At 55.2% G+C, this 13,186-nt stretch carries 13 protein-coding genes; 7 read left to right on the forward strand and 6 right to left on the reverse strand.

The window, feature by feature from the left end:
• The first annotated feature begins 24 nt into the window (after window positions 1-24).
• From nadC to hofC, 4 genes are all read left to right on the forward strand, one after another.
• Window positions 25-918 (forward strand): carboxylating nicotinate-nucleotide diphosphorylase, encoded by an 894-nt coding sequence (gene nadC, locus GM298_RS09090; RefSeq protein WP_045284787.1) that lies wholly within the window; start codon window positions 25-27, stop codon window positions 916-918.
• 173 nt (window positions 919-1,091) lie between these two features.
• Window positions 1,092-1,529: a prepilin peptidase-dependent pilin gene (gene ppdD / locus GM298_RS09095; RefSeq protein ID WP_262784187.1), complete on the forward strand. Its 438-nt coding sequence runs from the start codon at window positions 1,092-1,094 to the stop codon at window positions 1,527-1,529.
• A 10-nt stretch (window positions 1,530-1,539) separates the two neighbouring features.
• Window positions 1,540-2,922: a type II secretion system protein GspE gene (gene gspE / locus GM298_RS09100; protein ID WP_266153989.1), complete on the forward strand. Its 1,383-nt coding sequence runs from the start codon at window positions 1,540-1,542 to the stop codon at window positions 2,920-2,922.
• Entirely contained in the window at window positions 2,912-4,096 is a 1,185-nt protein-coding gene (gene hofC, locus GM298_RS09105; RefSeq protein ID WP_266153990.1) for a protein transport protein HofC, read from the forward strand. The genes gspE and hofC overlap by 11 nt, the downstream gene beginning before the upstream one ends.
• 41 nt (window positions 4,097-4,137) lie before the next feature.
• Here the strand turns inward: hofC and GM298_RS09110 are convergent, their stop codons facing one another.
• Window positions 4,138-5,181 carry a GMP reductase gene (locus GM298_RS09110; RefSeq protein WP_025756765.1) on the reverse strand — a complete coding sequence of 348 codons (1,044 nt, stop codon included), beginning with the start codon at window positions 5,179-5,181 and terminating at the stop codon, window positions 4,138-4,140.
• 228 nt (window positions 5,182-5,409) lie between these two features.
• On the opposite strand from GM298_RS09110, the gene coaE reads away from it, so the two are divergent.
• The 3 genes from coaE to yacG are packed head-to-tail and all read left to right on the forward strand — an operon-like array spanning window position 5,410 to window position 6,977.
• Window positions 5,410-6,030, forward strand: a complete 621-nt coding sequence (coaE, locus tag GM298_RS09115; RefSeq protein WP_126800502.1) for a dephospho-CoA kinase — start codon at window positions 5,410-5,412, stop codon at window positions 6,028-6,030.
• Complete coding sequence (gene zapD / locus GM298_RS09120) at window positions 6,030-6,773, forward strand: cell division protein ZapD (protein WP_025756763.1); 744 nt, start codon at window positions 6,030-6,032, stop codon at window positions 6,771-6,773. Before coaE ends, zapD begins: the two co-directional genes overlap by 1 nt.
• A 9-nt stretch (window positions 6,774-6,782) precedes the next feature.
• Complete coding sequence (gene yacG, locus GM298_RS09125; protein WP_025756762.1) at window positions 6,783-6,977, forward strand: DNA gyrase inhibitor YacG; 195 nt, start codon at window positions 6,783-6,785, stop codon at window positions 6,975-6,977.
• Window positions 6,978-7,011: 34 nt separating this feature from the next.
• Here yacG and mutT read toward each other — a convergent pair whose 3' ends face one another.
• The 5 genes from mutT to ftsZ form a co-directional block, all read right to left on the reverse strand.
• On the reverse strand, window positions 7,012-7,404 hold the full coding sequence (mutT, locus tag GM298_RS09130) for an 8-oxo-dGTP diphosphatase MutT (protein WP_025756761.1): 393 nt from the start codon (window positions 7,402-7,404) through the stop codon (window positions 7,012-7,014).
• A gap of 57 nt (window positions 7,405-7,461) precedes the next feature.
• On the reverse strand, window positions 7,462-10,167 hold the full coding sequence (secA, locus tag GM298_RS09135) for a preprotein translocase subunit SecA (RefSeq protein WP_025756760.1): 2,706 nt from the start codon (window positions 10,165-10,167) through the stop codon (window positions 7,462-7,464).
• Window positions 10,168-10,225: 58 nt separating this feature from the next.
• Complete coding sequence (secM, locus tag GM298_RS09140; protein WP_164881245.1) at window positions 10,226-10,729, reverse strand: secA translation cis-regulator SecM; 504 nt, start codon at window positions 10,727-10,729, stop codon at window positions 10,226-10,228.
• Between the two features lie 279 nt (window positions 10,730-11,008).
• A complete protein-coding gene (gene lpxC, locus GM298_RS09145) occupies window positions 11,009-11,926 on the reverse strand; it encodes a UDP-3-O-acyl-N-acetylglucosamine deacetylase (protein WP_025756758.1) in 918 nt (305 codons plus the stop codon).
• Between the two features lie 101 nt (window positions 11,927-12,027).
• Window positions 12,028-13,179 (reverse strand): cell division protein FtsZ, encoded by a 1,152-nt coding sequence (gene ftsZ / locus GM298_RS09150; RefSeq protein ID WP_008501978.1) that lies wholly within the window; start codon window positions 13,177-13,179, stop codon window positions 12,028-12,030.
• Window positions 13,180-13,186: the final 7 nt, after the last annotated feature.

Raw genomic sequence — 13,186 nt, forward strand, 5'->3', positions numbered from 1 at the left:
TCGTTACCAATTTGGAGTTTTATCATGCCGCCTCGCCGCTACAACCCCGACCACCGACGTGAAGCGCTTCTGGAACGTATTAATATGGATATTCCGGCAAGCGTCGCCCATGCCCTGAAAGAAGACCTGGGCGGCGACGTGAATGCCGAAAAGGATATTACCGCACAATTGTTGCCAAAAGAGACACGCTCTCACGCGGTGATTATCACCCGTGAAGAGGGCGTTTTTTGTGGCAAGCGCTGGGTTGAAGAGGTCTTTACCCAGCTGGCGGGCGATGATGTGCAGATCGTCTGGCATGTTGAAGACGGCGATGCGATCGCCGCAAACCAGCCGCTGTTTGAACTCGACGGCCCGTCCCGCGTGCTGCTGACCGGCGAACGTACCGCCCTTAACTTCGTCCAGACGTTGTCCGGTGTGGCAAGTGAAGTCCGTCGCTACGTTAACCTGCTGGCTGGCACCCGTACCCAGCTGCTGGACACCCGCAAAACGCTGCCGGGTCTGCGTACGGCGCTGAAATACGCGGTACTCTGCGGCGGTGGCGCAAACCATCGCCTGGGATTATCTGATGCCTTCCTGATTAAAGAGAACCACATTATTGCCTCTGGCTCCGTGCGTCAGGCGGTTGAGAAAGCCTTCTGGCTGCACCCGGACGTGCCCGTTGAAGTGGAGGTCGAAAACCTGGAGGAGCTCGACCAGGCAATTAAGGCCGGGGCTGATATCATCATGCTCGATAACTTCGAAACAGAGCAGATGCGCGAAGCCGTCAAGCTCACCAACGGCCAGGCACAGCTTGAAGTGTCCGGGAATGTCACCTTCGACACGATCCGTGAGTTCGCCGAGACGGGCGTGGATTACATCTCCGTCGGGGCTCTGACCAAACACGTTCGCGCTCTCGACCTTTCCATGCGTTTCAAATAATGATGGCCCCCTCTCCACCTGGAGAGGGGAATGCCTGCCCCGCTCGCAATTCCGTTGTACCTCCCTGCAACGCAGAATGAATTCTCTGAAGCCCCTTTCCCGTTCCCTTTTTTGCCCCTCGTTTCTGCCCTTTCGCGCTGACAGAGTAGCGCCACTTAACCTAAGGAGCAGATATGGACAAACAACACGGATTCACGCTCATTGAGTTGATGGTGGTCATTGGCATTATTGCGATTCTGAGCGCCATCGGCGTCCCCGCCTATCAGAACTACCTGCGCAAAGCGGCGCTGACCGATATGTTGCAAACCTTCGTCCCCTACCGCACCGCCATTGAGCTGTGCGCACTGGATCATGGAGGCGTGACAGGCTGTGACGGCGGCAGCAACGGCATCCCTTCCCCAACGACAACGCGTTATATCTCGGGCATGAGCGTAACGCAGGGCGTCGTGTCATTAACGGGCCAGGAGAGCCTGACCGGGCTGGAGGTGGTGATGACACCCCAGTGGAGCAGCGGCAACGGTATGACGGGCTGGAAACGCAGCTGCAATATCAGTAACGACAGCGAGCTCAAACAGGCCTGCGAAGACGTTTTCCGCTTCGAAAATAACTGAGGAGCGGCTAATGAAAACCGATCAACTCGTGGCACTTTGTCTGCGCCATCATGCTCTGCTGCTCACCAGCGACAGTGACAGGGTAAGCATCGCCGTCGTGGGAACCCCCGCCAGTGAACTGATGGAAGCCCTGCGCTTCGCGACCCAGAAACGGGTTGATATCGAGTGCTGGAGCGCAGAACGCATGGAAAAACACCGGCAGCTCATGTCGCAATCGCATCTGCCCGTCGTTTCGCAAACACACTCAACGGTCGATATCCTCAACCACACGCTGCAGCAGGCAATAAACCAGCGCGCATCCGACATTCATATCGAACCGGGAGAGCACGCCTGTCAGATCCGTTTACGTATCGATGGGGTGCTTTACCCACAACCTCCGCTTTCCGCCTCGCTGGCCAGCCAGTTCAGCGCACGTTTAAAAGTGCTAGGTAATCTGGATATTGCAGAGCGCCGCTTACCGCAGGACGGTCAGTTCACGATTGAGCTGGCAAACGAGCCGGTCTCATTTCGGATTGCCACGCTTCCCTGCAGCGGTGGCGAGAAAATTGTACTGCGTCTTCTGCATCAGGTTCAGCAGGCGCTGGAACCGAAAGCGCTCGGCATGAGCGCTGAACAACTGGCCCGTTTTAATGGGGTACTCCACCAGCCGCAGGGGTTGATTCTGGTCACCGGCCCCACCGGCAGCGGCAAAACCGTGACGCTCTACAGCGCGTTGCAGGCGCGTAATACTCCGGAGGTCAACATCTGCAGCGTGGAGGATCCCATTGAGATCCCTCTGGCGGGGTTAAACCAGACGCAGATAAATCCCCGGGCGGGTTTAACCTTCCAGAGCGTGCTCAGGGCGCTGCTGCGTCAGGATCCCGACATCATTATGGTTGGTGAAATTCGTGACGGTGAAACGGCCGGGATTGCCATTAACGCCGCGCAGACCGGACACCTGGTGCTGTCGACACTGCATACAAACTCTACAACGGAAGCCCTGACGCGTCTGGAGCAGATGGGCGTGGCGCGCTGGATGATATCTTCCGCACTCTCGATGGTAATTGCCCAGCGGCTGGTCCGGCGTCTGTGTCCCCATTGTCGTCGGGAAGCCAGCGAGCATGCGGATTTACCTCGCGCAGAGTGGCCCAGACCGCTTCCCCGCTGGCAGCCCACCGGCTGCGATCGCTGTTATCACGGTTTTTATGGCCGGGTGGCCATTTTTGAAGTGCTCACGATCGACAATGACCTGCGACAGGCCATTGCCCGCGGAGCGGGAACAGAAGTGATCGAGGCGAGCGCCCGGCAGACGGGAATGGTTTCTCTTTTTGAGCACGGCTGCATGGCTGTTGAAGAAGGGTTGACCACGATTGAAGAGTTGATTCGCGTCCTGGGCATGCCCGATGCCAGCTAACCGGCTCTGGCGCTGGCGAGCGCTCACCCAGGAAGGAGAACCCCGAAGCGGGACGCTCTGGGCTACAGACCGCAATGCAGCCTACAGCAGGTTGATGCGTTACGATCTTCATCCTTTGACGCTGACCCGCTGCGCGCAGAGACACCGCTGGCAGCCACATCACTGCTATGAGATGTTTCGCCAGCTCGCCACGCTGCTGCAGGCTGGGCTGACGTTGTCCCACAGCCTGCAAATGCTGGCAGACCAGCATCCGTCAAAACCCTGGCAGGCGCTGCTGCAAAGTCTTGCTGATGAACTCAGTGAAGGATGCCCCTTTTCTGAGTCACTCAAAAAGTGGCCTGCGGTTTTTAGCCCACTGCATGTCTCGATGGTAAAGGTCGGAGAGCTAACCGGGAAGCTTGAGGCGTGCTGTCGTCAGCTCGCGCAGCAACAAAAAGCGCAGCAGCAACTCAGTGCGAAAGTGAAAAAGGCGCTGCGCTATCCGGCGATCGTTCTGACGCTAGCCGTCCTCGTCGTGCTGGCGATGGTCGCCCTGGTCTTGCCCGAGTTCGCCGCGATCTACAAAACGTTTAACACTCCGCTCCCGTGGCTGACACAAAAGGTCATGGCAATGGCAGCATTTATGCAGTCCTACGCCCTCGTGTTGTTTGCCGTGATACTGGCAACCGTCGCTGGCGCGTGGGCTCTGCGGCAGAATCCTCGCTGGCAGCGCATTCTGATGCATATGCCAGTGATGGGGACGCTGGCGCGGGGCCAAAAGCTGGGACACATTTTTACCGTTCTGTCGCTCACGCAGCAGGCAGGGATTGCCTTTTTGCAGGGGCTGGAGAGCGCAGAGGAGACCGTTGATAGTCGGTACTGGCAGAGAATACTCCACACGATTCGGGAGGACGTTGAAAAAGGTTTCCCCGTCTGGTCATCCTTTCAGAGAGCGGCCATGTTTACCCCGCTGTGTATCCAGCTTTTACGAACCGGTGAAATGTCTGGCGCGCTGGACAGCATGCTGGCAAATCTGGCCCGCCATCACACGGAACAGACCTTGCAACGGGCCGATAATCTGGCGGCGCTTCTGGAGCCATTGCTTCTGATTGTAACGGGGGTCATCATCGGCACGCTGGTGGTCGCCATGTACCTGCCGATTTTCCATCTGGGGGATGCGATGAGTGCGGGATAGTGCTGACGTGCTGGCGCACGGAGATGCGCCAGCGAAAACTCTTACAGGCTGTTGAAAACGCGGTTTTCCTGTTCCTGAACGCGAATAAACGTCGTGCGTTTCGTCAGCTCTTTCAGGCGGGATGCCCCCACGTAGGTGCAGGCGGAACGCAGGCCACCGAGGATATCACGTGCGGTATTTTCAACCGGGCCGCGCAGGGGCAGCTTCACGGTTTTGCCTTCTGCCGCGCGGTATTTTGCCACGCCACCAACGTGACGGGTCATTGCAGACTCAGAGCTCATTCCATAGAACAGCATAAATTTCTCGCCGTTCTCTTCAACCACGGTACCACCGCTCTCTTCGTGACCTGCCAGCATGCCGCCGAGCATCACGAAGTCCGCGCCGCCGCCGAAGGCCTTGGCGACATCACCCGGCATGGTGCACCCGCCGTCGCTGATGATCTGGCCGCCCAGCCCGTGCGCCGCATCGGCACATTCAATAACCGCAGAGAGCTGAGGATAACCGACGCCGGTCTTAACGCGCGTGGTGCACACGGAACCCGGCCCAATGCCCACTTTCACGATATCTGCACCGGAGAGGATCAGCTCTTCACACATTTCGCCGGTCACCACGTTGCCCGCGATGATGGTTTTCGTCGGCCAGGCTTCACGCGCCTTGCTGACGAACTGCACGAAGTGCTCGGAGTAACCATTCGCCACATCAATACAAACGAAGCTGAGTGCCGGGTTCGCATTCAGGATCTGTTTGGTCTTTTCGAAATCGGCATCCGAGGTCCCGGTGGAGACCATCACATGCTTCACCACATCAGCAGACGCGGACGCAACAAATGCATTCCACTCTTCAGGGCTGTAATGTTTGTGTACGGCAGTCAGAATGTCGAACTGTGCCAGAGCGGTTGCCATCTCAAAGGTTCCCACAGTATCCATGTTGGCAGCGATGATCGGCACGCCAGACCAGGTCTGACCGGAATGTTTAAAGGTGAACTGACGTTCGAGTTCAACGTCTGAGCGACTTTTCAGTGTAGAGCGTTTAGGGCGGATGAGAACGTCTTTGAAACCTAACTTCAGATCTTCTTCGATACGCATGTGCGGATTCCTGGGGTTAGAGGCAAATATGTTAAAAGCACAACTCCAGTGACGTTATCATACGCACTAATACCTGCTCCGCAAGACTGCGAAATTCTCTTTTTTTACGCTACAATCCTATAAATTTACCTGGTAAAAAGCCGGTAAACAGGGCTAAACAGTTGCTGGCGCAACTTTAAGTTTTAATCAACTGATTTTAATAATGAATAATTCCCAGGATTTGATTTAATGGGGTATATCGTTGCATTAACCGGCGGCATCGGTAGTGGTAAAAGTACCGTTGCGGACGCGTTCTCTCGTCTGGGTATCACGATTATTGATGCCGATATCATTGCCCGTCAGGTGGTAGAACCTGGTACACCCGCGCTAAAGGCTATCGAACACCACTTTGGTCAGAGCATCCTCACTGCGGATGGCACGCTTAATCGCCGCCAGCTTCGTGAGCGCATTTTTGCTGATGCGTCGGAAAAGCGCTGGCTTAATGCCCTGCTCCACCCCATTATCCACCAGGAAACCCAGCGTCAGATTGCTGCGGCCAACTCTCCCTACGTAGTGTGGGTCGTTCCACTGCTGGTGGAAAATCAGCTGCAGAAGAGAGCCGATCGGGTGCTGGTGGTTGATGTCTCTCCCGAAACGCAGATCCAGCGAACCATGACGCGTGACCACGTCTCACGTGAGCATGCTGAACAAATTCTTGCCGCCCAGGCCACGCGCGCTCAGCGCCTTGCCGTTGCGGATGATGTCATTAATAATAACGGCGCACCAGATGCCATTGCATCGGATGTTGCCCGTCTGCACGCGCAGTATCTGACGTTCGCCGCGCAGGCCGTTGCACAGGAAAAACCATAATGTCGACACACATCCTTTTTGAGCATCCGCTCAACGAAAAAATGCGTACCTGGCTGCGCATCGAATTCCTCATTCAACAGCTTTCACAACATTTGCCTGTTAACGATCATGCCACGGCGCTGCACTTCTTCCGCAATGTGGGCGATCTGCTGGATGTGATTGAGCGCGGCGATGTCCGCACAGAGTTGCTCAAAGAGCTGGAGCGTCAGCAGCGTAAATTGCAGGCATGGGCTGAAGTTCCGGGAGTGGATGTAAGCCGTATCGATTCCCTTCGTCAGCAGCTTAAAAGCAGCAGCAGCAATCTGATGGCCGCGCCGCGCGTCGGTCAGTTTTTGCGTGAAGATCGTCTGATCGGTCTGGTGCGCCAGCGCCTGAGCATCCCTGGCGGTTGCTGTAGCTTCGATCTGCCGACGCTTCACATGTGGCTACATATGCCGCAAGCGCAGCGTGACGCACAGGTAAACAGCTGGCTGAAAAGCCTGGAGCCCCTGCAACAGACGCTGTCGCTGATCCTCGATCTGATCCGTAACTCAGCGCCGTTCCGCAAACAAACCAGCCTGAATGGTTTCTACCAGGATAACGGCGATGATGCCGATCTTTTGCGCCTGAATGTATCGCTTGGCGAACAGCTTTACCCACAGATTTCCGGGCATAAGAGCCGTTTTGCAATTCGCTTTATGCCGCTGGACAGTGAGAATGGCACCGTGCCGGAACGTCTCGATTTTGAACTGGCCTGTTGTTAAGGAGTGCCGATGTCTGATATCACCACCGTTAACTGCCCAACCTGTGGCAAAACCGTTGTCTGGGGCGAAGTGAGTCCGTTCCGCCCATTCTGCTGCAAACGCTGTCAGCTCATTGATCTGGGCGAATGGGCGGCGGAAGAGAAACGTATTCCAAGCGAAGGCGATCTCTCGGACAGCGATGACTGGAGTGAGAACCAGCAGTAGTCTGTAAAGCCTGCTGGCGCTTCGCTTAGCAGGCCTACGGTTGTGCGACTAACCGCAGGATCACAGGCTCATTGGCCGGCGGGAATTTTTCGGCATCACTTGCCTGAAGTTCAACCCAGTTACCCGGCTGCCCCTCTTTTCCCCAGGGTTCGCCTTCCCAGTTTTCCACCAGCCAGAACCACAGCGTGATGTGCCTGTCCGGGAACTGGTACTCGAGCTTATCAAACAGCGTGGCGCCAAGCGGAGTGATCCCCACCTCTTCCTGAAGCTCGCGAACCAGCGCCTGTTCCGGCGTTTCACCTGACTCGATCTTTCCGCCGGGAAACTCCCATTTGTTTGCCATATGGGCGTCGGCAGCGCGCTGGGTAATGAAGATTTGGTTTTGCGGGTTGCGAATAATCCCGACGGCAATTTGCAGTATTTTCATATTGTCACTTCCATAAAAAAGGCGCAGATGTCTGCGCCTTTTTGTTTTTTTATGAGCTTAGTTCAGACGGCCGTGGCACGCCTTGTACTTTTTACCAGATCCACATGGGCACGGATCGTTACGACCCACTTTACGATCCCCGGTCTGTGCAGCGATCGCTGCGGCGGCTTCGCTGTCGTCAGTCTGGTGGCTCAGCTGCTGCATCTGTGCCAGACGCTCAGCTTCTTCGCGACGCTGCTGCTCCATCGCTTCCACTTCTTCAGGCATACGCACCTGAACCTTGCTCAGGGTGCTGATCACTTCATACTTCAGCGACTCCAGCATAGAGGCAAACATAGCGAAGGACTCACGCTTGTATTCCTGTTTCGGATCTTTCTGCGCATAGCCACGCAGGTGGATACCCTGACGCAGATAATCCATCGCGGCCAGGTGCTCTTTCCACAGGGAGTCCAGGGTCTGCAGCATCACGCCTTTTTCGAAGTGACGCATCATCTCAGCGCCAACGACCTCTTCCTTACGCTTATATACGTCCAGCGCGGTTTCAAAGATACGTTCGCGCAGGGTTTCTTCATGCAGTTCAGGCTCTTTGTCCAGCCACTCTTTGATTGGCAGATCGAGGTCAAAGTCGTTTTTCAGACGTTCCTGCAGGCCTTCGATATCCCACATCTCTTCCAGAGACTGCGGTGGAATATGCGCATCGATTGTCGCCTTAAACACATCCTCACGGATGCTGTTGATGGTTTCGCTTACGTCAGACACGTCCAGCAGTTCGTTACGCTGGGTGTAAATTGCGCGACGCTGATCGTTAGCCACATCGTCATATTCCAGCAGCTGCTTACGAATATCGAAGTTGCGGCTTTCCACTTTACGCTGTGCGTTAGCAATCGCTTTGGTGACCCACGGGTGCTCGATAGCTTCGCCAGGTTTCATACCCAGCTTACGCATCATGCCGGACACACGGTCGGAGGCGAAAATACGCATCAGCGCATCTTCCATCGACAGGTAGAAGCGGGAAGAACCGGCATCCCCCTGACGACCCGCACGACCACGCAGCTGGTTATCGATACGACGAGATTCGTGACGCTCGGTACCGATGATATGCAGACCGCCGGAGGCCAGAACCGCGTCATGACGAACCTGCCAGTCGGCCTTGATCTGCGCAATCTGTTCAGGGGTTGGGTTTTCCAGCTCTGCCACTTCCGCCTGCCAGCTACCGCCCAGCATAATATCGGTACCACGACCCGCCATGTTGGTGGCGATGGTCACCGCAGCCGGATAACCCGCCTGTGCAACGATTTCCGCTTCTTTGGCGTGGAATTTGGCGTTCAGAACGTTGTGTTTGATACCCGCTTTCGTCAGCTCGTGAGAGACCACTTCGGATTTTTCAATGGAGATGGTCCCCACCAGCACCGGCTGGCCTTTCGCGGTACGCTCGCGAATATCTTCGATGATGGCCTGAATTTTTTCCGCTTCAGTCATGTACACCAGGTCCGGCATGTCCTTACGGATCATTGGACGGTTGGTTGGAACGACCACGGTATCCAGCTTGTAGATGGAGCTGAATTCAAACGCTTCGGTATCTGCCGTACCGGTCATCCCTGCCAGCTTCTCGTACAGGCGGAAGTAGTTCTGGAAGGTGATGGAGGCCAGCGTCTGGTTTTCGTTTTGAATATCCACGCCTTCTTTGGCTTCAACGGCCTGGTGCAGACCGTCAGACCAGCGACGTCCCTGCATGGTACGGCCGGTGTGTTCATCAACGATAATCACTTCGCCGTCTTTCACGATGTAGTCGACGTCGCGGGTGAACAGCGCATGGGCGCGCAGGGCGGCAGTCACGTGGTGCATCAGCATGATGTTGCTCGGGGAATAAAGAGATTCACCCTCTTCCATGATGCCTTCAGCCACCAGCAGCTCTTCAATTTTCACCAGACCACGTTCGGTCAGGTTCACCTGACGCGCTTTTTCATCTACAGAGAAGTGGCCTTCACCCTGGAAGGTGTCGGAGTCTTCTTTTTCCTGACGCAGCAGGTGTGGAATGATTTTGTCGACTTTACGGTACATCTCAGAGCTGTCTTCAGCCGGGCCGGAGATGATCAGCGGTGTACGCGCTTCATCGATCAGGATGGAGTCCACCTCATCCACCAGCGCATAGTGCAGTTTACGCTGGACGCGCTCTTCAGGGCTGAACGCCATGTTGTCACGCAGGTAATCGAAGCCGTATTCGTTGTTGGTGCCGTAGGTGATATCCGCGTTGTACGCTTCACGTTTAGCTGGCGCGGGCAGACCGGACATGTTGATACCCACCGTCATCCCGAGGAATTCGAACAGTGGACGGTTGTTTTCGGCGTCACGCTGTGCCAGATAGTCGTTGACGGTGACGACGTGTACGCCTTTACCGGTCAGGGCGTTCAGGTATGCCGGCAGCGTTGCGGTCAGGGTTTTACCTTCACCGGTACGCATTTCCGCGATGCAGCGCTCATTGAGCACCATACCGCCCAACAACTGAACGTCGAAGTGACGCATGCCAAATACACGCTTACTCGCTTCACGCACCACGGCGAACGCTTCCGGGATCAGGCTTTCTAAGGTTTCGCCTTTTTCCAGACGCGCGCGGAATTCTGCCGTTTTCGCTTTCAACTCATCATCAGAGAGCTTCTCCATCGCCGGTTCCATACCGTTGATGACAGCAACAGCTTTGCGCATACGGCGCAGGGTACGATCGTTACGACTACCAAAAACTTTAGTTAACAATTTGATTAGCATAATAAATTCTCAAACGCCCCATTGTGGGCAGATAAATTAAGGTATTGAAAAAGTTAATTTAGCTGAGGCGCTGAGGCCCGGCGCGAATGCCGTGAGCCTGGCTAATCCATGTTGTGACAGAGAATAAGACGGGAGAAACGAGCGCACGTTGCGCTGTCTGGCGAACCATGACCGGCGGCTGACTGTCCTGCGTGAGCAGCGCGTTAAGCGTGTCCAGCAGGGCAAGATGCTGCGCCTGAACCGGCAGCGTCTCTTCAGCAACAGGCATTGCCTGCGGTGCCATTGCAAATGACAGATGACGAATTACCGTACGGATTGCATGCTGGTGCCAGTAATCAACGGAGAAATTCGGGCGGCGATTGGCTTCAAGCCACGCAAGGTTAGTAAAGTTAACTCGCGTGTTGAGATCGTGTTTGGTTGTGGAGGTCTTCGCCGGCGTCGCCGCTTCGGCACTGTTGCTGAGCGCAGGCAAGCCGAGACTCGCCGCGACCATCCCTAATAAGAGATGCGGCCAGAAGTAACGTCTGCCAAATTGTCGCCAGCGCGTCAGTATTCCGCTCACTTGCTCCACCACATAAGCCAGCCCGGTACAGGCTGAATTCAGTTATTTTTTTAAGCGCCCAGATATTACCACTAAAGCCAATACACATCAGCAGGAATGAGGTGCCGCCGCGGGGAAAAACGGTCAAGAATGCAGCTAACGCACACATTTTCTGCGCAGAGTAAATAAGGGATAACGCAGGGGGCAATCAACGAAGGGTAAAAATAAAAACGACTGGTCTTCCTGGTCGGAGAGAGTACCAGGTTAACCAGTCGATTTTTTACGAAACGGGATGAACCGTTACGCCAGAACCATGTTTGGTGCTTTGAAAGCCAGCGGCAGTTCCGCTTCGTCTTCAAAGGTCACATATTCCCAGGCTTCCTGTTTTGCCAGGACGGCCTGCAACAGTTTGTTGTTCAGTGCATGACCGGATTTGAACGCGGTAAATGCACCAATGATGTTGTGACCACACATGAACAGGTCGCCGATAGCGTCCAGCATTTTGTGACGAACGAATTCATCTTCAAAACGCAGGCCGTCTTCGTTCAGTACGCGATAATCGTCAACAACGATGGCACAATCGAAGCTGCCGCCCAGGCACAGGCCGCGGGACTGCAGATATTCGATATCACGCATGAAGCCAAATGTACGGGCTCGGCTGATCTGACGCATAAACGCATCGGCAGAGAAGTTCATCGCATAGCGTTGGGTGCTTGCATCAATCGCCGGATGGTTAAAGTCGATGGTAAAGTCCAACGAGAAACCATTGTACGGTTTGAATTCAGCCCATTTGTCGCCATCTTCGACGCGAACGGTCTCTTTGATGCGAACAAATTTCTTCGCGCAGTTCAGTTCTTCGATGCCGGCATCCAGCAACAGATAAACGAACGGAGCAGCACTGCCATCCATAATCGGGATTTCTGGCGCATCGACTTCAACAATGATGTTGTCGATACCCAGCCCCGCCAGGGCGGCGTTCAGGTGCTCTACGGTAGAAATCCGCACGTCATGCTCGTTCACCAGACAAGTACAGAGCATAGTATCACGCACAGATTTGGCATCGGCCGGAAAATCTACCGGTGGATTCAAGTCAGTGCGACGATAGATGACCCCGGTATTGGCCGGCGCAGGGCGTAACGTCAGTGTGACTTTCTTGCCGGTATGTAAACCGACACCCGTCGCCTGAACGATACGTTTAAGTGTCCTTTGTTTGATCATCGTATAATCTCGCCAAATTAACTATCCAACCGAGAGTGTATATCACTAACGGTGGGCCAGTTTAGCACAAAGAGCGCAAATCCCCAAATTCCAGCCAATTCTTAGTCAGCTTGCTTACGCAGGAACGCCGGGATATCCAGATAATCTGGCTCTTTCGCCGTTTGCGGCGTTGGGTCGTTCACCACCTTCGCGGCCGGTTTCTGCTCCTGAGTCAGAGGAGACATTCCGTGCTGCTGGTAACGATCCATTACCGGTTGCTGAGTCTGTTTGTTGGTCACCAGGGTGATCTCAGGACGCTTGTCCATGCCGATACCGGTCGCCACAACAGTCACGCGCAGTTCGTCGTTCATTTCAGGGTCAAGAGACGTACCGATTACCACCGTCGCATTGTCAGAGGCGAACGCACGGATGGTATTACCCACGGTTTCGAACTCATCCAGACGAAGATCAAAGCCAGCAGTAATGTTGACCAGCACACCGCGCGCGCCAGACAGATCGATATCTTCCAGCAGTGGAGAAGAGATAGCCATTTCAGCCGCTTCTTCTGCACGGTCTTCACCGCTCGCCACGCCAGAGCCCATCATCGCGTAGCCCATTTCGGACATCACGGTGCGAACGTCAGCAAAGTCAACGTTCATCAGGCCAGGACGGGTAATCAGTTCAGCGATGCCCTGCACCGCGCCTTTCAGCACGTCGTTTGCTGCACCGAACGCGTCCAGCAGAGAGATACCGCGACCCAGAACTTTCAACAGTTTGTCGTTCGGGATGGTGATCAATGAGTCCACATGCTTGGACAGCTCGGTGATACCCTGCTCCGCGAAGGCCATACGCTTCTTGCCTTCAAAATTGAAAGGCTTGGTCACGACAGCAACGGTCAGGATCCCTAAATCTTTCGCCACTTCAGCCACAACAGGTGCTGCGCCGGTACCGGTACCGCCACCCATACCTGCTGCGATGAAGACCATGTCCGCACCTTCCAGTGCAGCGCGCAGCGCTTCGCGATCTTCTTCAGCCGCATTGCGACCCACTTCCGGGTTAGCCCCGGCTCCCAGCCCTTTGGTAATACCACCGCCGATCTGGATAGTCTGGCCTACAGCCGTCTTACGCAGTGCCTGTGCATCGGTGTTAACTGCAAAGAATTCAACACCTTCAATGCGTTCACGCACCATATGCTCTACGGCGTTACCGCCGCCGCCACCGACGCCGATGACTTTAATCACCGCGTCGTTGGTCAGTTCCATAGGTTCAAACATAATTTCT

Origin of the sequence: Enterobacter sp. HSTU-ASh6, from assembly GCF_026319105.1 — a bacterium.
Taxonomy (GTDB): Bacteria; Pseudomonadota; Gammaproteobacteria; order Enterobacterales; family Enterobacteriaceae; genus Enterobacter; species Enterobacter sichuanensis.

Excerpts from the sequence above, each read along its gene's own strand:
- nadC (WP_045284787.1), top strand. The coding sequence starts at position 25 with ATGCCGCCTCGCCGCTACAACCCCGACCACCGACGTGAAGCGCTTCTG.
- ppdD (WP_262784187.1), top strand. The coding sequence starts at position 1,092 with ATGGACAAACAACACGGATTCACGCTCATTGAGTTGATGGTGGTCATT.
- gspE (WP_266153989.1), top strand. The coding sequence starts at position 1,540 with ATGAAAACCGATCAACTCGTGGCACTTTGTCTGCGCCATCATGCTCTG.
- hofC (WP_266153990.1), top strand. The coding sequence starts at position 2,912 with ATGCCAGCTAACCGGCTCTGGCGCTGGCGAGCGCTCACCCAGGAAGGA.
- GM298_RS09110 (WP_025756765.1), bottom strand. The coding sequence starts at position 5,181 with ATGCGTATCGAAGAAGATCTGAAGTTAGGTTTCAAAGACGTTCTCATC.
- coaE (WP_126800502.1), top strand. The coding sequence starts at position 5,410 with ATGGGGTATATCGTTGCATTAACCGGCGGCATCGGTAGTGGTAAAAGT.
- zapD (WP_025756763.1), top strand. The coding sequence starts at position 6,030 with ATGTCGACACACATCCTTTTTGAGCATCCGCTCAACGAAAAAATGCGT.
- yacG (WP_025756762.1), top strand. The coding sequence starts at position 6,783 with ATGTCTGATATCACCACCGTTAACTGCCCAACCTGTGGCAAAACCGTT.
- mutT (WP_025756761.1), bottom strand. The coding sequence starts at position 7,404 with ATGAAAATACTGCAAATTGCCGTCGGGATTATTCGCAACCCGCAAAAC.
- secA (WP_025756760.1), bottom strand. The coding sequence starts at position 10,167 with ATGCTAATCAAATTGTTAACTAAAGTTTTTGGTAGTCGTAACGATCGT.
- lpxC (WP_025756758.1), bottom strand. The coding sequence starts at position 11,926 with ATGATCAAACAAAGGACACTTAAACGTATCGTTCAGGCGACGGGTGTC.
- ftsZ (WP_008501978.1), bottom strand. The coding sequence starts at position 13,179 with ATGTTTGAACCTATGGAACTGACCAACGACGCGGTGATTAAAGTCATC.